The sequence below is a fragment of the Acinetobacter sp. YH12241 genome (assembly GCF_013417535.1).
Taxonomy (GTDB): domain Bacteria; phylum Pseudomonadota; class Gammaproteobacteria; order Pseudomonadales; family Moraxellaceae; genus Acinetobacter.
Map to the genome: position 1 here is coordinate 35,941 of NZ_VPDQ01000009.1, position 17,841 is coordinate 53,781.

Genomic DNA, 17,841 nt, shown 5'->3' on the forward strand with positions numbered 1-17,841 from the left:
TCATCTTATTGGGCTGGTTGAGTCGAAGTTTCTGATCTTGCCAATGGCAAACGATTCGATGAAATTTGACGGGCAATCTGCTGGGCCACATCATCAATCAGGACCTGATTTAAGAATTTCTGTTCCTGGTCATCTGTATTCACGGTTTCAATATCATATTGATAGGTACGGGTCGCAATTACCGTACGGGGTTCAGTCACCGGATTGCCTTGCGCATCTTCAATTCGGAAAGTTACATTCAGACGCAATAAGGTTTCTACAAGTTTGCCATTCAATTCTAAACGGCGAGGGGTGTAATCTAGGACACGTAAGACATAAGCATCAGGTGCATTACTCAGCTGTACTCCAGCAGCACCCAGATAAACAGCCAGTTTTTCCTGAAGATCTTCAGTATTGTCAGGGAGGGCCAGACTCATGACTGAGTAAGCTACAGGTACGGAACTCGGATTGGTTCCTTTTAAATGAAAGCCACAGCCGACGAGGCCTGCACTTAGACCACAAGTTAAAACAATTGCTGCTAAACGTTTGCCTAAATGCATGAGTATCCTCTTTTTCCCTCAGGGAAATATTTGAAATCCTGAACCGGATTGTAAAGTCAAAGCCCGTTGGCTGGCAACGGGCTTTGTTTGGAATTGTTTTTTAATCCCTCCCTACCTCCCTTTAAAAAAGGGAGGAGAACCCATTTTTTATATATGGACGGGAATTCCCCTCTTTATTAAAGAGGGGTTAGGGGAGATTAAATCCCTCCAAACCTCCCTTTCTTGCGCTTCAATATAAAGCAGTGCTTTATATCTTGCTCAAGGAGGCTTCAAGGAAATTAAACCACCAAATTCACTAACTTATTCGGCACCACAATTTCTTTCTTGGTTGGACCGGTCAAGAATTGCTGAACTTCAGGCAAGGCTTTGGCTTGAGCAAGAATGTCATCTTTAGATGCATCTACAGACACTTCAAGTTTGCCACGAAGTTTACCGTTCACCTGAACCACGATGGTTTGGGTATTACGAGTCAATGCAGATTCATCCACTTGTGGGAACTGCGCTTGAGTTAACTCGATTCCAAAGTGAGCCAATAAAGTCTGACTTAAATGTGGTGCAAATGGTGCAAGCAAAGTTAAAAGCGTAGTGATCGATTCACGAGCTACAGCAACGTCATTGTCATCTTTCGCTTCAAATTTGTTGTTCGCATTTAACAGTTCCATCATCGCTGCAATGGCAGTGTTGAATGCATGACGACGTTCAATGTCATCACCCACTTTCTGGATGGTTTCGTGAGTCTTACGGCGTAAATCTTGCGCAGCTGTAGAGAGTTTCGCTTTATTAAACTCAGTCGCGTTATTACCTTTTTCAAGGAAACCGGTTGCCAAACGCCATACACGTTTCAGGAAGCGGTTTGCACCTTCAACACCGGCATCAGACCATTCAAGTGATTGATCTGGTGGAGCCGCGAACATCATGAATACACGTGCAGTGTCTGCACCGTATTGGTCAATAATCGCTTGCGGGTCGATACCGTTGTTTTTCGATTTCGACATTTTTTCCTGACCGCCAACGATGACATCTTGACCATCACCTTTGTATTTCGCAGAAGTGATGCGACCTTTCTCATCACGCTCAAGTTCGATGTCGGCAGGGTTGAACCAGGTTTTCTTGCCTGATTCAGATTCGCGGTAATAAGTATCCGCAAGCACCATACCTTGAGTGAGCAAGTTAGTGAACGGCTCGTTACCTTGTACCACGCCTTCGTCACGCATCAATTTGTGGAAGAAACGTGCATAGAGCAAGTGCAGAATCGCGTGTTCAACACCACCGATGTATTGGTTTACAGGAAGCCAAGTTTGACCTGCTTCAGGTTTTACCATGCCATCAGTAAAGTCTGGAGATGCATAACGTGCATAGTACCAAGATGATTCTACGAATGTGTCTAGCGTATCTGTTTCACGACGTGCATCGCCACCACAGCAAGGACAAGTGGTTTCGTAGAATTCAGGCATCTTGTTCAGTGGGTTACCTGAACCGTCTGGAACAACGTCAGTCGGAAGTACCACAGGAAGTTGATCTTCAGGTACCGGCACTTGACCGCACTTGTCACAGTTGATCATTGGAATTGGACAACCCCAGTAACGCTGACGAGATACACCCCAGTCACGTAGACGGAATTGAACTTTTACATTCGCAAGACCTTGTGGTTCTAATTTTGCAAGGAATGCATCAAACGCACCTTGGAAGTCTAAACCGTCAAATTCGTCTGAATTAACCAGTTTACCGTCTTTAGAACCGTACCACTCTTGCCATTGTGTTGCGTCAAAGTCTGTATCTTCTGCACCTTTGGCATCAATCACTTGCTTGATGGTTAAGCCATATTTATTGGCAAATTCGAAGTCACGTTCATCGTGTGAAGGCACTGCCATCACCGCACCTGAACCGTAAGACATCAGTACGTAGTTTGCGATCCAGACAGGAACTTCTTCACCTGTGACAGGGTGTTTTACAGAAAGACCTGTTGCCATGCCTTTTTTCTCGGCAGTCGCAAGATCTGCTTCTGCCACAGAACCCATACGGCATTCTTCGATGAATGCTTGAAGTTCAGGATTGCCTGCTTCTGATTGGAGGGCAGCTGCTTTTAACGCCATTGGATGTTCTGCTGCTACTGCAACATAAGTTACACCCATCAATGTATCGGCACGCGTGGTAAATACAGTTAAACCGTCTGCATAGACTTCCGGATTCGCTGAAGGGAAGGTGATTTCCATACCTTGTGAGCGACCAATCCAGTTGCGTTGCATAGTCAGGACTTGTTGTGGCCAGCCGTCTTTCAGCGTTTCAAGATCGTCCAGTAATTCTTGCGCATAATCAGTGATGCGGAAGTAGTACATTGGAATATCACGTTTTTCAACCAAAGCACCTGAACGCCAGCCGCGACCATTTTCAACCTGTTCATTGGCAAGAACTGTTTGGTCTACTGGGTCCCAGTTGACTGTAGAAAGTTTACGGTAGATCAGGCCTTTTTTATAAAGCTGAACGAATAGCCATTGTTCCCAGCGATAGTATTCTGGTGTGCAGGTTGCGAATTCACGATCCCAATCTACAGACAGGCCAAGTTTCTTCAACTGATTACGCATGTAATCAATATTTTCGAAAGTCCATTTTGCAGGAGCGACCTGGTGTGCAATTGCAGCATTTTCCGCAGGAAGACCGAAAGCATCCCAACCCATGGGTTGTAATACAGTTTCGCCTTTTAGGCGATGGAAGCGGCTGATCACGTCACCAATGGTATAGTTACGCACATGACCCATATGCAGTTTGCCACTTGGGTAAGGGAACATCGAGAGGATATAACGACGTGGACCTTCTACAGTGTCGGCAACTTTAAAGGCTTTGCGAGATTCCCAGTCCTGCTGGACTTGAGGTTCAATCGCACTGGCTTGATATTCTGAGTCAATGTGAGTAGTCATATACGTAATACAAGAGAACGGTTAAAAAAAATATAAGGCACAGCATAGCGCAAAATGCACCTAAAAGTGAATTTTGCGTACGGGATTCTGCAGGAAAAATCTAAATTGGTAGACGAGTATGATTAGAAGGCTACACGCTCAGACTGACCATGTTGTAAAGCTTCATTGGCTTCACGCTGTTGCTGCTCATTTTCAGAAACGACAGGCACAGCTGCAGATGAGTTTGAGTTACCCGTTTCGGTCCGGTTCTCATTTTCGGTTGTTCTTGCTGGAGTAGGCGCGGAATTGGTCCAGCCATAGGTTTCTACTTTGCTTTTATGCTTGGCATTTTTAGGAGGCGGGGTTTTGGTATAGTGAGTCACGCCTTTGGCATCGACCCATTTATAATATTCAATCGCTAAAGCAGAGCTGCTTGCTACACCTAAAACAAACGTAGTGGCAAAACTTAATGCGGTCAGGAAAGATCTTTTCATGAGTAAAAGTCCTGAAAATTTCAAGCGGTTAAATAGGGTTGTTATTGTAGAGAATTTTTTGCCATAAGATGATTTTTAATTCAATTAATTTTGTGCTCAGTAGTGATCTTAATGTTTTGAGCTGATACCTAAAAAGAGTAATTTTATATAAAAAAATTTATTTATAAACAGTTGCATTGAATTTCTTAAAAATTCATTCAATTTTTTTATATAAGACATATTAAAAATTTATAAAATTAAAGTTCTAAGTATATGAAATTTATTAATTTAAATTAGAATTTTAAAGCTAACAACCAGAGTTAAAGTCGAAATTGCCTGTAAAAGCAGCAAATTTTAGACGTATAAACAATAATAGCCTGTTTTTTAAACTTGACTTTAAAGGCTGAAAACACAAGAATGCAGCAATAGTTTTATATGCCTTAGATCGATCACCCTTCGAATAAGTGTCATGTCATGCAATGGGCAATTTTTCTAGCCGAAAAATTGAACAAAGCGAACAAAATATGTTTACCCCAACATGTTTTAGATCTTGTATTGCTCGAACAGCAGGTAGATCGGATTTTTTATTCCTATTGCTTTGAAAACTATGAAATTTGTGTGCTATAACAGTGCAGACAGTTAATGAATGAACACTGCAAATGCCTCCCATTTGTGCAGTGAATAATATAGGGTGAATCACGTTGGAACTTCTATCTGGTGGTGAAATGCTCGTTCGCGCATTAGCGGATGAAGGCGTTGAACATGTTTTTGGATATCCAGGCGGCGCAGTACTGCATATTTATGATGCGCTATTTCAACAAGACAAAATTAATCATTACCTCGTACGTCACGAACAAGCTGCCGGTCACATGGCGGATGCTTACTCACGCGTAACAGGTAAAACTGGTGTTGTGCTGGTCACTTCTGGTCCAGGCGCGACTAATACCGTTACTCCAATTGCAACGGCTTATATGGACTCCATTCCAATGGTGATCCTGTCTGGTCAGGTTGCAAGCCATTTGATCGGTGAGGATGCGTTCCAAGAAACTGATATGGTCGGTATTTCTCGCCCAATCGTGAAGCACAGCTTCCAGGTTCGCCATGCCAGCGAAATTCCTTCAATTATCAAAAAAGCATTCTATATCGCGTCATCTGGCCGTCCAGGTCCAGTCGTAGTTGATATTCCTAAAGATGCAACCAACCCGGCAGAGAAATTTGCTTACGAATATCCTGAAAAAGTGAAGATGCGTTCGTATCAACCACCATATCGTGGTCACTCAGGTCAAATCCGTAAAGCGATTGATGAACTGATTCATGCGAAACGCCCAGTCATTTACTCAGGCGGCGGCGTGGTTCAGGGCAATGCTTCAGCACAATTAACTGAGCTTGCACATCTATTGGGTTACCCGGTTACCAATACCCTGATGGGCCTTGGCGCATTCCCAGGCGATGATCCACAATTCATCGGCATGTTGGGTATGCACGGAACTTACGAAGCCAACATGACCATGCACAATGCAGACGTGATTCTGTGTGTAGGCGCACGTTTCGATGACCGTGTAACCAATAACCCGGCGAAATTCTGTCCGAATGCCAAAGTCATTCACATTGACATCGATCCGGCGACCATTTCTAAAACCATCATGGCGCACATTCCAATCGTGGGTGCAGTAGAACCTGTACTGAACGAAATGCTGAACCAGTTGAAGCAAATGAATGTGTCCAAGCCAAATCCTGAAGCGATTGCGGCATGGTGGAAACAGATTGATGAATGGCGTCAGGTTCATGGCTTGAAGTTTGATGTACCGACTGATGGTTCTATGAAGCCACAGCAAGTGGTTCGTGCTCTAGACAAAGTCACCAATGGTGAAGCGATCATTACCTCTGACGTTGGTCAGCACCAGATGTTCGGCGCGTTGCACTATCGCTACAAACGTCCTCGTCAATGGATTAACTCTGGTGGTCTAGGTACGATGGGTGTAGGTCTGCCATATGCAATGGCGGCGAAACTTGCATTCCCGGATCAGCAAGTAGTGTGTATCACCGGTGAAGCATCAATTCAGATGTGTATCCAGGAACTTTCTACCTGTAAGCAGTATGGCTTGAACGTAAAAATTTTGTGCCTGAACAACCGTGCCTTGGGTATGGTGAAACAGTGGCAGGACATGAACTACGAAGGCCGTCACTCTAGCTCTTATGTAGAGTCTTTACCTGACTTTGCAAAATTGATGGAAGCTTATGGTCATGTAGGTATTCAGATTGACCACGCAGACGAGCTTGAATCTAAGCTTGAAGAAGCGATGGCAATCAATGATAAGTGCGTATTTATTAACGTAATGGTTGACCGTACAGAACACGTATATCCAATGCTGGTTGCGGGTCAATCGATGCAGGATATGTGGTTAGCAAAAGGGGAGCGCACGAAATGAGACATATTATCTCTGTACTCGTAGAAAACGAAGCAGGCGCGCTTTCTCGCTTGGTGGGTTTATTCTCACAACGCGGCTACAACATTGAAACATTGAACGTTGCGCCAACTGAAGACCCAACACTTTCACGTCTGACTTTGACGACTTATGGTGATGATCACAAGATCGAACAGATCACCAAACAGCTGAACAAGCTGGTAGAAGTGGTTAAAGTGGTGGATCTGTCTGAAGGTGCACACATTGAACGTGAATTGATGCTGATCAAAGTGAAAGCTTTAGGCGCAACCCGTGATGAAATCAAACGTACGACCGATATTTTCCGTGGCCAGGTGGTTGACGTAACGCCAACAACTTACACGATTCAAATCGCAGGTACGACTGAAAAAATCGACGGTTTTATTGACGCATTAGCAGAAAACACGATTTTGGAAGTGGTGCGTTCAGGCGTGTCGGGTATTGCACGCGGCGAAAAAGTACTAACCATCTAAATTTTTTAAATTATTTCCTCATTCTAATAAGAAGGGGGCTTCAGGCAATGTGATCAAGGATCATTGCCTGATGAAACGGACACACAAGCATTTAAGCGGAGACAGCAATGCAAATTTTTTACGATAAAGACTGCGACTTATCTATTATCCAATCTAAGAAAGTAGCAATCATTGGTTATGGTTCACAAGGTCACGCACACGCGCTTAACCTTAAAGATTCTGGTGTTGACGTAACTGTTGGTCTACGCGCGAATTCTACTTCTTGGAAAAAAGCTGAAAACGCTGGTCTTAAAGTTGCTGAAGTTCCTGCTGCTGTAGCTCAAGCTGACGTAGTAATGATCTTGACTCCAGATGAGTTCCAAGCTCAACTTTACCGCGACGTGATCGAGCCAAACATCAAAGAAGGCGCGACTCTAGCATTTGCTCACGGTTTCTCTGTTCTTTACAACCAAGTTGTTCCACGTAAAGACCTAGACGTAATCATGGTTGCGCCTAAAGCTCCTGGTCACACTGTACGTTCTGAATACCAACGTGGTTCAGGTGTTCCTGACTTAATCGCGATCCACCAAGATGCTTCTGGTAATGCACGTAACGTAGCTCTTTCTTACGCTTCAGGTGTAGGTGGCGGCCGTACTGGTATCATCGAAACTTCTTTCCGTGAAGAAACTGAAACTGACCTGTTCGGTGAGCAAGCGGTTCTTTGTGGTGGTGCTGTTGAACTGGTTAAAATGGGCTTCGAAACTCTGGTTGAAGCTGGTTATGCTCCAGAAATGGCTTACTTCGAATGTCTACACGAACTTAAATTGATCGTTGACTTGATGTTCGAAGGCGGTATCGCTGACATGAACTACTCAGTATCTAACAATGCTGAATACGGCGAATACGTAACTGGTGTTGAAGTAATCAACGAACAGTCTCGTGAAGCAATGCGTAATGCACTTAAACGTATCCAATCTGGTGAATATGCGAAGATGTTCATCCAAGAAGGTGCGTTGAACTACCCATCTATGACTGCTCGTCGTCGTCAAAATGCTGCACACGGTATCGAACAAACTGGTGCTAAATTGCGTGCGATGATGCCTTGGATTCAAGCAAACAAAATCGTTGATAAAGAGAAAAACTAATTTCTCAAATCAATTGATTTGAATGCGAAAACCCACTCACTAGAGTGGGTTTTTTTATATAGTCGAATAATAATTTAAATAAATATAAAAAGATAAGATGAAAGATCGAACTGAATTTTTAATATAGAAAATCATATCTATGTTTGGATTGAAGTAGGAGCAGGTGATCAAGAGTTTGAGCAATATGCATTCGAATTAAAAAATACCAAAACTTCATGGCAGCAAATCCAAACGATTATTTATCGTGATGTATGGTGGGGGTAGTTGGCTTTCATTAAGTTTGTGGTTAGCTGTCTTAATTTTAATTTTATTGCTTGGAGCAGCTTTGTTGGTTGACTGGGGATTTGAAGATAAAAGGTTATCTCAAAAAATAAATCATATTCAAAAATGGCAACTATTTTACAAGTTGAATTCATTGGCATGGATCAGGTATTTAATCGGTTATTGGTTGAGCATAAGTATAGTAAAGAAATTGAAAAGGTAGATGGAACAGACATAAAGCATCAGCAAGTTTGATAATGTAAGAAATGCTAAGCTCCCATAAATCAATTCATAAAACAGTCACACCCGAGCCCCATACTTAAAAGTATAGATAGTTATATCTCATTAACTTTTAAATGCTTGGAAATAGCCGAATTTTGAGTAAGAGCAAGGCAAGAAGCGGCTTACAGATACATTTTCACCAAAGTCTTGTGCGCTATAACTGCACTATACTCAAAACACATTCGATCCTTCTCAGGTTTTGTTAAAGGCTAGTATTCTCAAAGAATGAATTGAATGTAGTGATCCAGACGTATTTCAATGAATGCCAGTATACATAAATCATCTATTAACAGTTCAGATAGGTCGGATTGAAAGGTTAGAAAATATAGTGCAGGAGGCGATGGCCAGCGGTGGAGCAGTGATCGCTAATGATCATGGATGTACTTGTTTACAGCTGCAACATGATCGGAAAAGTTGGCTGATTGGGTTGGGATAGTAGTAAGAATTCATCTTTAGATGTCTGAATTAAGCGATTTATAACGATTACAGAAGGATGCGGACATTAACAAACTAAAAAGGTGAATAGCGATTATCTCATGTGTCAATTTGAACAAGCTCTATTTTTCAGTCGTGCAAAACCTGAAATACAGGGCATAAAACAATAAGAGCTCTACAATGAAATTTCAGAATGCAAAACTAAAATTTTTAGAAATTGATTTAAAAGGCTGTATTTATCTTAATCATTTTTCACATTCAGAACGCATTGCAGCTTTTTTTAAAATCATTAGCCGGTTGGGCAATGGCGTATTCTGGTATTTGATGCTCATTGCCGTCTGGCTGATTCAGGGCCTGATGTATACCTTGCAGATTGTTTATCTGGTGTTTGGCAGTATGGTCGGAACCCTGATTTATAAACTTCTAAAAACCAAAACAGTACGTCCACGTCCTTATCAGGTGCATCAGGTGATTCGGCTCTGTGAGCATCCGCTGGATCATTTTAGTTTTCCTTCGGGACATACCTTGCATGCAGTGATGGTGACCATTGTGCTGGGCTATATCGTACCTTTTTTGCTGTTTTTAATGTTGCCATTTGCCATTCTGGTCGCGATCTCCCGAATGGTTTTAGGCTTGCATTATCCAAGTGATGTGGCGGTAGGAGCCATATTGGGCGCGCTGGTGGCCACCATGATTGTATTTACGGCACCTTTTTTTAATATCATGTTGTAAAAAATCACGAGATGATCCGGCAAAGACTCGCAGAATTTTGCAGATTTGCTAAAGTACTACATCACAGTAAATAGGCTTAGGAATAGACATGGGTTTACGTTGGACAGATACCCTCGATATCGCGATTGAATTGTATGAAGCGCATCCAGACGTGGATCCGCAATGGGTTCGCTTTACCGACCTGCATGCCTGGGTATGTGCGCTTCCTGATTTTGAAGACGATCCAACCAAATCAACCGAAGGGCTTCTGGAAGCCATTCAAATGGCATGGATTGACGAAGCACGTTAATTGCCAGTTGAAAAAAGCAATTTTTTTACAGTTTAAAGGCAGAAAAAAGTCCATTATTCGGTATAATGCGGCAAATTTTCATGTCAACAATTGACTTAAGGAGCCAATCATGGCTATTGAACGTACATTATCTATCGTAAAACCAGACGCAGTTGCTAAAAACCACATCGGTGACATCTTTGCTCGTTTCGAAAAAGCAGGTCTTAAAATCGTTGCGACTAAAATGAAACACCTGACTCAAGCTGAAGCTGAAGGCTTCTACGCTGAGCACAAAGAACGTGGTTTCTTCGGTGACCTAGTTGCATTCATGACTTCTGGTCCAGTTGTTGTTTCAGTTCTTGAAGGCGAAAACGCTGTTCTTGCTCACCGTGACATCCTTGGCGCGACTAACCCTAAAGAAGCTGCTCCTGGTACAATCCGTGCAGACTTCGCTGTAAGCATCGACGAAAACGCTGCTCACGGTTCTGACTCTGTAGCATCTGCTGACCGCGAAATTAACTACTTCTTCGCGCAAACTGAGATTGCTCCACGTACTCGTTAATACGCAGTATTCAAACCAGATAAGTGTTATTATACTTATCTGGTTTTTTTATTCTCTGAATAATTCTTTGCTCAGATATTGAGCTTCTCCTTTCATCTTTAGACATGGTTTAGGTATACACATGAGTACTGAAGTGGTCGCTACATCAGCAGTTTCTGATGCACAGCAACAATCTCCGTCCACTCCTGCACAGCAAAATTCTGTGGAAAAAGTGAACTTACTAGGCATGTCACGTCCGCAAATGGAAAAATTCTTCGAAGATATGGGCGAGAAGAAGTTCCGTGCCGGTCAGGTGATGAAATGGATTCATCAGTATTTCGTGACTGATTTTGCCGAGATGACCAATATCTCGGGCAAACTGCGTGAAAAACTGGAAAAGATTTGTGAAATTAAAGCGCCAGAAGTGGTGCATAAAAACTATTCTAAAGACGGTACCCGTAAATGGGTGTTCCGTGTCGGTGATGGTGATGGCTCTCTGGTTGAAACCGTGCTGATTCCGGCAGAGGATAAAACTGGTTCACGTAAGACCCTGTGTATTTCTTCACAAGTGGGCTGTGCCCTAGACTGTTCATTCTGTTCAACCGGTAAGCAAGGTTTCCAGCGTGACCTGACTCAAGCTGAAATCATTGGTCAGTTATGGATGGCCAACTACTCCTATATGGAAGAAGTGCCTGTGGCTGAGCGTGAGCGTTCAGTGACCAATGTGGTGATGATGGGCATGGGCGAGCCATTGCTGAACTATGATGCTGTATTAAACTCTATGCGCATTATGCTGGATGATTTTGCTTATGGCATGTCTAAACGTCGCGTAACGCTTTCAACTTCAGGTGTCGTGCCGAAAATTGACCAGTTGGCGCAAGATATTGATGTGGCTTTGGCGATTTCATTACACGCAACCAATGACGAGCTGCGTAATGAACTGGTGCCAATCAACAAAAAATATCCGCTAGAGCAGCTTATTGCCGCTTGTCAGCGCTACATCACTAAAGATGGTAATGAAAGTGCGCGTAAGCACGTGACTATCGAATACGTAATGCTGGATGGCGTAAATGACAAACCTGAACATGCCCAGCAGATGATCAAGCTGCTCAAAGATCTGCCAAGCAAGATTAACCTGATTCCATTTAACCCGTTCCCGCATGCGCCATATGGCCGTTCAAGCCGTAACCGGATTATTTCTTTCCAAAAAACTTTGTCTGATGCCGGTTTTGTGTGTACGATTCGTCAGACACGTGGTGATGATATCGACGCTGCGTGTGGACAACTGGTAGGACAAGTTGCTGACCGTACCCGTCGTGCGGAACAGTGGAAAAAGAAAATTGCGCAGTCCAATGAGATTATGCGCTCACAAGGATAACAAGAGGTCGCCAATTGAGTAATCTGACATCTAAACTTGCTTTGGTTTCAGTAGTATGTGGGTCTTTGGTTTTAACTGCGTGTCAAACGCCAGATCTGGGTCAGAAGGATCCGGAAAAAGCCACCAAGGTTCGTACTCAGTTGGCGGTTGAATATCTTAAAAACGGTGATCTAGATTCAGCCAAACGTGCGCTGGATCAGGCACTGGAAACTAATCCGCGTGATTCGCAAGCCAATATGATGATGGGGGTGCTGCTTCAGCAGGAAGGCAGTAAACCTAATCTTGAAAAAGCCGAAGGTTATTTCAAGCGTGCAATTTCGGCAGATCCAAAGAATGCCCAGGCACGAAATAACTACGGCACCTATTTATATCAGCTTGAGCGCTATAAAGATGCGATTGAGCAGTTCGAAATTGCTGGCGCAACTTTAGGTTATGACCAGCGTTTTCGTGCCCTTGAGAATATGGGACGGATTTACCTGAAACAGGGTGATCTGGTGAATGCTGAAAAATCATTCAAACAGGCACTACAGGCTAATCGCGCTTCGTATATATCAATGTTAGAGTTGGCAGAAATTTTTTATCTGAACCAGCAGTTCCCGGCCGCGACTCAAATGTATGAACAGTTTGTACGTGGCGTGGGGCAGAAAAACCAGAGTGCCCGTGCGCTCTGGATTGGCATTCGCACTGCGCGTGCCAGTGGCGATCAGTTAGGCATGCAGGTATTGGTGAATCAATTACGTGCATTGTTCCCTGAAAGCCCGGAATACCAACGTTATTTGCAATTACAGTACAGTACTGAGGCCGTATGGAAGTAAATCCTAATTCAGATTCGAATAATTCGAGCGTAGCTCCAAACGCGTTAGGAAATGTTCAGCGTCCAGGCGAGTACTTACGCAAGATTCGTATTAATCAGCAACGTGAGCTTGAAGACGTTGCCAAAGAACTCAATATTCCGGTAAAAACCCTGAATGCCTTGGAAAAGGATGATTATAAATCCTTGCCTGAAGCGACTTTTATTAAGGGTTATTACCGCACCTATGCCAAATATCTCGGTGTCGATGCTTCTAGCCTGATTCAGCGTTTTGATGAAATTTATGCCAATGATACCGGTATGGTTGCAACGCATGCTCTGAAAGATTCTCCAATCAAGATCATGGGTAAATTGCCAGGATCAAAGCGTGATCGTAACCGCAAATGGTTAAAACGCGGTCTGATTGCGCTGGTCGTAGTACTGATTTTGGGTGCGCTAGTGGCCATGATCCAGAACTGGTCAGAGAGCAGCGAGAATAGTGCTGAAGTTGCTGACACTTCTTCTGATGTTGAGATTTTGAATCTGGATGCCGGTGCTGCCATGTCCGGTGATCAGCTTAAGCTTGATTTTAGCCGTCCAACCTCTGTGCATATTGTAGATGCAGGCGGTAACGTGCTGGCCACTGGCCGTCAAGCGTCTACTATAGAGCTGAGCGGTGAAGCGCCATTCCAGATCCGACTGGATGATGCGACAGCAGTATCACTCAGTTTAAATAATGAAAGTATTGCATTGTCACCTTATACGGTTAACGGAAAAGCAGATTTCCGTTTATCACGTTAATGGTGAGCAGATAGGGCGAAATCATGATCGTAAATCCAATTCAGCGCCGTCCAACACGTAAAATCCGTGTCGGTTCTGTCTATGTCGGTGGTGATGCACCGATCACTGTTCAGTCAATGACCAATACTGAAACCTGCGATGTCGCAGCAACTGTTGCACAAATTCAGCGTTGTGTAGATGCAGGTGCAGACATTATGCGTGTCTCTGTGCCGAGTATGGAAGCAGCAGCGGCTTTCGGTGAAATTCGTAAGCAAGTCGATGTACCACTGGTTGCAGATATTCACTTCGACTATAAGATTGCGCTGGCTGTTGCTGATCTGGGTGCAGACTGTCTGCGTATTAACCCGGGGAATATCGGCTCAGAAGCCAAGATTCGTGAAGTCGTGGCGGCTGCACGTCATAACGACATTTCCATGCGTATTGGCGTGAATGCCGGTTCACTGGAAAAAGATATTCAAAAGAAATATGGCGAGCCAACAGGTGAAGCATTGCTGGAATCTGCGATGCGTCATATCGACATTCTGGATCGTCTGAATTTCCATGAATTTAAAGTATCGGTCAAAGCATCAAACGTGTTTTTGACTATGGATGCCTATCGTCTGCTGTCTAAACAGATTGATAATCCATTGCACTTGGGTGTGACGGAAGCGGGTGTATATCGTACCGGTTCAGTGAAATCAGCGATTGCTTTGGGTGGTCTGCTGATGGAAGGTATTGGCGATACCATGCGTATTTCTCTGGCAGCTGAGCCTGAAGAAGAAATCAAGATTGGTTTTGATATCCTGAAATCGCTGGGCCTTCGTTCTAACGGAATTAACTTCATTGCCTGCCCAAGCTGTTCACGTCAGGAATTTAACGTGATTAAAGTAATGCAGACCCTTGAAGAACGTTTGGAAGATGTCCGTGTTCCGATGGATGTGTCTGTAATTGGCTGTAAAGTGAATGGTCCGGGCGAAGCCAAAGAAGCCGATATCGGTGTAGTAGGTGCAAGTCCGCGCTCACTGGTGTATCGTAATGGTGAAAAGAGCCATTTAATCGATACCAATCAACTGGTTGATGAAATCGAATCAATGGTTCGTCAACGTGTTTCCGAGCTTGAAGAAGCCAAATCAAAAGAAATTATTCGCACAAGTTTTTCTGAGTAGATCATGAGTTCAATCGTCGCAATCAAAGGTTTTAATGACATTCTCCCAACGCAAACCCCAGCTTGGAGACGTCTTGAACAGCATCTGTCAGGTCTGATGGATGCCTATGGCTATCAACAGATCCGTTTGCCGATAGTTGAACAGACCAATCTGTTTAAACGTTCAATCGGTGATGCCACAGATATCGTTGAAAAAGAAATGTACACCTTCCTGGACAAAGGTAATCCGCCTGAGTCTCTGACTTTACGTCCTGAAGGAACAGCGGGCTGTGTACGTGGGATGCTGGAACATAACCTGCTTCGTGGTGCGACCCCGAAAGTCTGGTATATCGGACCGATGTTCCGTTATGAAAAACCGCAAAAAGGCCGTTACCGCCAGTTTCACCAGTTTGGTGTGGAAACATTTGGTGTGGCAACGCCTGATCAGGATGCAGAACTGATCCTGATGACAGCACGTCTATGGAAACGTATGGGTGTGGCTGACAAGGTGCAGTTGGAGCTAAATACTTTGGGCGAGTCTGATGAACGTGCAGCGTATCGTGCGGCGCTGGTAGACTTCCTACAAGCGCATAAAGCGGATCTGGATGAAGATTCTCAACGTCGTCTGACGACTAATCCGCTGCGTATTCTGGATTCCAAAGATGTCAAAACTCAAAGTATCCTAGAAAATGCACCAAAACTTCACGACTTTATGGGTGAAGAAACACTGGCGCACTTTAACCAGTTACAACAGTATTTGTCAGATGCCGGTATCAGCTTTGTCATCAATCAGAAACTGGTACGTGGTCTGGACTACTACAACAATACCGTATTTGAATGGACCACTACTCACTTAGGTTCGCAAGGTACTGTGTGTGCCGGTGGTCGTTATGACGGCTTAGTCGGTCAATTGAAAGGCAAGGCAGATCAATCTGTGCCTGCAGTTGGTTTCGCGATGGGGATGGAGCGTTTATTGCTTCTACTGGAACAGGTTGAAGATAATACTCCAGTACGTGATTGCGAAGTATTCCTGGTTGCCGATCCTGCTTCACAAGGTAAAGCACTGGTATTGGCCGAACAGATTCGTGATCAATTGGAAGCTGCAGGCAGTAATATTCGTCTGAAAGTCGGCTCACAAGGTTCAATGAAGTCGCAAATGAAAAAAGCCGATCAAGCCGGTGCTTTATATGCGGCCATTATCGGTGAGCGTGAACTTGAAGCACAAAGCTTTACGGTGAAAGAGCTGGCGACTGCAGAGCAATCTACTGTGCCATTTGCAGACTTTGTCGCATTTTTCAGTACTAAAATTTCTTCAAAATAATCGATAAAACATTAGGAAAAAGGTAATCGCATGAGCGCAATGACTGATGATGAACAACTTGAAAGTTTAAAATCCTTCACGAAGAAGTATGGTTCTTCGATCATTATCGGGATTCTGGTTGCGCTGATTGCCTTTTTCGGATGGGAATATTGGCAGAAGAAAAACCTGGCGGAATCGCAAATGCAGACTGCCAAGGTTCAGCAACTGATGGATGAAGCACAGGCTGCAGATGGTGATGCTTTTGCCAAGCTATCTGAAACTGCAGACAAGATTGTCAAAGAAGCGCCAGATTCAGCTCAAGCGATTCAAACCCAGTTGGTCATGGCGAAACTGGCTTATGACAAGCAGGATTACGCTGCTGCTGAGAAAGCATTACAAAAAGTTGAAAACTCTAAAGTTGATGATAAAGGCCTGGTTCAGGTCGTTAAATTGCGTCTGGCTTATGCACAATTAGCACAGAAAAAATATGATGCAGCCCTGAAAACTTTGGATGCAGTGATTGAACCTGCATTTAAAGCAACCGCCGATGAAGCACGTGGCGATATCTATGTTGCCAAAAATGATATTGAAAATGCCAAAAAAGTATATCAAAGTGCATGGGATGCTTTGATTGAACGTAAAGAAGAACGTCAAATTTTACAAATTAAGCTCGAAAGCGTAGGCGTGTTGGTCGATGACCCGGAAATCGAACGCCCAATTATAGAAACACAAGTGGAAGAAGCTGAATGAACAGAACATATAAAATCACCTGTGCTTTAACTGTTTTAACTCTTGCACTCGCTGGCTGTGCGGGTAAGACCAATAAAGTACCAGAAGTAAAACCGAATCCACTTCCAAAAATCAGTCAGACTAAAACACTTGTTCCTGTATTTTCGACCAGTGTTTCTTCAACAGAGAAGGCTGATCCGCTACGTCTACGTCTGGATGCGGATAACGGAGTCGTATTTGCGATCGACCCTAAGGGTGAAGTCACTGCTTTTAGTGGCAAGCAGCGCCTGTGGCAGAAAAAAGTCAGCAAAGATACTTTAAGCTCTGGCGTTGAAGCCGCTGATGGGATCGTGGTGGTTGGCAGCAACAAAGGCCAACTGATCGCACTGGATCAGCAGACTGGCGAACAACGCTGGACTGCACAATTGACTGGTGCCATCTTGGCGCCTTCACTGATTCATGCAGGTCGCGTAATTACTGTCACTAATGACGGTACTGTATATGCTCACGAAGTGGCCTCAGGCGCTCAGGTCTGGACCTATGATTTACCGAATGTCCAGTTTAGCCTGCGTGGCATGGCGGCTCCAGTGCCTTTAGATGCGCGTAATGTATTGATTGCGACTTCAAATGCTTATATTTATGCAATCGATGCCTTAAGTGGTGTGCCTAAATTGCAGCGCCGTGTTGCAATCTCGGATGGCCGTTCGGACATTCAGCGTTTGATTGATATTGACGGTGATCCTGTCGTAGCAGGTCAGTTTATTGTGACCACCAGCTATCAAGGTCAGGTGACTGTATTTGATCTGGCTTCACAACAGGTGATCTGGAGTGAAGATGCCAGCAGTATCCAGCGGCCGGAAGTGGTGGGCAATGGCGTCTTCGTTGCCCAAACTGATGGTAAAATCAGCGCGTATGAAATTACCACTGGCCAGCCTTTATGGGAAAATGATCAGTTGTTGAATCGTCAGCTGAGCAATCCGGTAATGCTGGGAACTGAGCTTGTCGTAGGTGATCTAGACGGAGTATTGCACCTGCTGGATCCATCAACAGGGCAGATTATTGGCCGTGCTAAAACTTCTGGTGAAGTGCGTCATTTACGTGTAATTGACAACCAGCTCTATGTTTCGACTCGCAAGGGTGCATTAAGCATCTGGCAGAATCGTTAATTTTTGTTTGGCTTATGCTAAAATAAGCCAACCGTATTTTTTACGCGGGGTGATTGAATGTTCAATGCCCCGTGTTTTTATTTATTTT

The 17,841-nt window shown here is 44.0% G+C and carries 16 protein-coding genes; 13 read left to right on the forward strand and 3 right to left on the reverse strand.

Annotated features, from left to right (window positions below):
- Nucleotides 1-5: 5 nt before the first annotated feature.
- The 3 genes from FTV18_RS07180 to FTV18_RS07190 form a co-directional block, all read right to left on the reverse strand.
- The gene (locus FTV18_RS07180) at nt 6-539 is read right to left on the reverse strand and encodes a hypothetical protein (RefSeq protein ID WP_180017183.1); all 534 of its coding nucleotides are present in this window, start codon (nt 537-539) and stop codon (nt 6-8) included.
- 278 nt (nt 540-817) lie between these two features.
- Nucleotides 818-3,454 carry a leucine--tRNA ligase gene (gene leuS / locus FTV18_RS07185; protein WP_180017181.1) on the reverse strand — a complete coding sequence of 879 codons (2,637 nt, stop codon included), beginning with the start codon at nt 3,452-3,454 and terminating at the stop codon, nt 818-820.
- Nucleotides 3,455-3,576: 122 nt separating this feature from the next.
- Complete coding sequence (locus FTV18_RS07190; protein WP_180017179.1) at nt 3,577-3,927, reverse strand: DUF4124 domain-containing protein; 351 nt, start codon at nt 3,925-3,927, stop codon at nt 3,577-3,579.
- Nucleotides 3,928-4,607: 680 nt separating this feature from the next.
- Between FTV18_RS07190 and FTV18_RS07195 the strand changes: the two genes are divergently transcribed.
- The 13 genes from FTV18_RS07195 to bamB all read left to right on the forward strand — a co-directional run bounded on the left by FTV18_RS07195 (nt 4,608) and on the right by bamB (nt 17,753).
- Complete coding sequence (locus FTV18_RS07195; RefSeq protein WP_004782089.1) at nt 4,608-6,335, forward strand: acetolactate synthase 3 large subunit; 1,728 nt, start codon at nt 4,608-4,610, stop codon at nt 6,333-6,335.
- Nucleotides 6,332-6,823 carry an acetolactate synthase small subunit gene (gene ilvN / locus FTV18_RS07200; RefSeq protein WP_004782091.1) on the forward strand — a complete coding sequence of 164 codons (492 nt, stop codon included), beginning with the start codon at nt 6,332-6,334 and terminating at the stop codon, nt 6,821-6,823. The genes FTV18_RS07195 and ilvN overlap by 4 nt, the downstream gene beginning before the upstream one ends.
- A gap of 107 nt (nt 6,824-6,930) precedes the next feature.
- Complete coding sequence (ilvC, locus tag FTV18_RS07205) at nt 6,931-7,947, forward strand: ketol-acid reductoisomerase (RefSeq protein WP_005232140.1); 1,017 nt, start codon at nt 6,931-6,933, stop codon at nt 7,945-7,947.
- Between the two features lie 1,158 nt (nt 7,948-9,105).
- Nucleotides 9,106-9,657: a phosphatase PAP2 family protein gene (locus tag FTV18_RS07210; RefSeq protein ID WP_004782094.1), complete on the forward strand. Its 552-nt coding sequence runs from the start codon at nt 9,106-9,108 to the stop codon at nt 9,655-9,657.
- Nucleotides 9,658-9,745: 88 nt separating this feature from the next.
- On the forward strand, nt 9,746-9,946 hold the full coding sequence (gene iscX / locus FTV18_RS07215; RefSeq protein ID WP_005232138.1) for a Fe-S cluster assembly protein IscX: 201 nt from the start codon (nt 9,746-9,748) through the stop codon (nt 9,944-9,946).
- Nucleotides 9,947-10,055: 109 nt separating this feature from the next.
- Complete coding sequence (gene ndk / locus FTV18_RS07220; RefSeq protein ID WP_004782097.1) at nt 10,056-10,487, forward strand: nucleoside-diphosphate kinase; 432 nt, start codon at nt 10,056-10,058, stop codon at nt 10,485-10,487.
- Between the two features lie 121 nt (nt 10,488-10,608).
- On the forward strand, nt 10,609-11,844 hold the full coding sequence (rlmN, locus tag FTV18_RS07225; protein ID WP_005232136.1) for a 23S rRNA (adenine(2503)-C(2))-methyltransferase RlmN: 1,236 nt from the start codon (nt 10,609-10,611) through the stop codon (nt 11,842-11,844).
- 14 nt (nt 11,845-11,858) lie between these two features.
- The gene (pilW, locus tag FTV18_RS07230) at nt 11,859-12,659 is read left to right on the forward strand and encodes a type IV pilus biogenesis/stability protein PilW (protein WP_005232134.1); all 801 of its coding nucleotides are present in this window, start codon (nt 11,859-11,861) and stop codon (nt 12,657-12,659) included.
- The gene (locus FTV18_RS07235; RefSeq protein ID WP_180017177.1) at nt 12,650-13,435 is read left to right on the forward strand and encodes a helix-turn-helix domain-containing protein; all 786 of its coding nucleotides are present in this window, start codon (nt 12,650-12,652) and stop codon (nt 13,433-13,435) included. Before pilW ends, FTV18_RS07235 begins: the two co-directional genes overlap by 10 nt.
- 23 nt (nt 13,436-13,458) lie before the next feature.
- Nucleotides 13,459-14,580, forward strand: a complete 1,122-nt coding sequence (gene ispG / locus FTV18_RS07240; protein WP_004782104.1) for a flavodoxin-dependent (E)-4-hydroxy-3-methylbut-2-enyl-diphosphate synthase — start codon at nt 13,459-13,461, stop codon at nt 14,578-14,580.
- Nucleotides 14,581-14,583: 3 nt separating this feature from the next.
- Complete coding sequence (hisS, locus tag FTV18_RS07245) at nt 14,584-15,879, forward strand: histidine--tRNA ligase (RefSeq protein ID WP_180017175.1); 1,296 nt, start codon at nt 14,584-14,586, stop codon at nt 15,877-15,879.
- Nucleotides 15,880-15,909: 30 nt separating this feature from the next.
- Nucleotides 15,910-16,608, forward strand: coding sequence for a tetratricopeptide repeat protein (locus tag FTV18_RS07250; protein WP_180017173.1), 699 nt, complete (start codon nt 15,910-15,912; stop codon nt 16,606-16,608).
- Nucleotides 16,605-17,753, forward strand: coding sequence for an outer membrane protein assembly factor BamB (gene bamB / locus FTV18_RS07255; RefSeq protein WP_034703513.1), 1,149 nt, complete (start codon nt 16,605-16,607; stop codon nt 17,751-17,753). Before FTV18_RS07250 ends, bamB begins: the two co-directional genes overlap by 4 nt.
- Nucleotides 17,754-17,841 lie beyond the last annotated feature (88 nt).

What these genes read in the sequence shown, in the direction of transcription:
- FTV18_RS07180 (WP_180017183.1), bottom strand. Translation starts at nt 539, where the DNA reads ATGCATTTAGGCAAACGTTTAGCAGCAATTGTTTTAACTTGTGGTCTA.
- leuS (WP_180017181.1), bottom strand. Translation starts at nt 3,454, where the DNA reads ATGACTACTCACATTGACTCAGAATATCAAGCCAGTGCGATTGAACCT.
- FTV18_RS07190 (WP_180017179.1), bottom strand. Translation starts at nt 3,927, where the DNA reads ATGAAAAGATCTTTCCTGACCGCATTAAGTTTTGCCACTACGTTTGTT.
- ilvN (WP_004782091.1), top strand. Translation starts at nt 6,332, where the DNA reads ATGAGACATATTATCTCTGTACTCGTAGAAAACGAAGCAGGCGCGCTT.
- ilvC (WP_005232140.1), top strand. Translation starts at nt 6,931, where the DNA reads ATGCAAATTTTTTACGATAAAGACTGCGACTTATCTATTATCCAATCT.
- FTV18_RS07210 (WP_004782094.1), top strand. Translation starts at nt 9,106, where the DNA reads ATGAAATTTCAGAATGCAAAACTAAAATTTTTAGAAATTGATTTAAAA.
- iscX (WP_005232138.1), top strand. Translation starts at nt 9,746, where the DNA reads ATGGGTTTACGTTGGACAGATACCCTCGATATCGCGATTGAATTGTAT.
- ndk (WP_004782097.1), top strand. Translation starts at nt 10,056, where the DNA reads ATGGCTATTGAACGTACATTATCTATCGTAAAACCAGACGCAGTTGCT.
- rlmN (WP_005232136.1), top strand. Translation starts at nt 10,609, where the DNA reads ATGAGTACTGAAGTGGTCGCTACATCAGCAGTTTCTGATGCACAGCAA.
- FTV18_RS07235 (WP_180017177.1), top strand. Translation starts at nt 12,650, where the DNA reads ATGGAAGTAAATCCTAATTCAGATTCGAATAATTCGAGCGTAGCTCCA.
- ispG (WP_004782104.1), top strand. Translation starts at nt 13,459, where the DNA reads ATGATCGTAAATCCAATTCAGCGCCGTCCAACACGTAAAATCCGTGTC.
- hisS (WP_180017175.1), top strand. Translation starts at nt 14,584, where the DNA reads ATGAGTTCAATCGTCGCAATCAAAGGTTTTAATGACATTCTCCCAACG.
- FTV18_RS07250 (WP_180017173.1), top strand. Translation starts at nt 15,910, where the DNA reads ATGAGCGCAATGACTGATGATGAACAACTTGAAAGTTTAAAATCCTTC.
- bamB (WP_034703513.1), top strand. Translation starts at nt 16,605, where the DNA reads ATGAACAGAACATATAAAATCACCTGTGCTTTAACTGTTTTAACTCTT.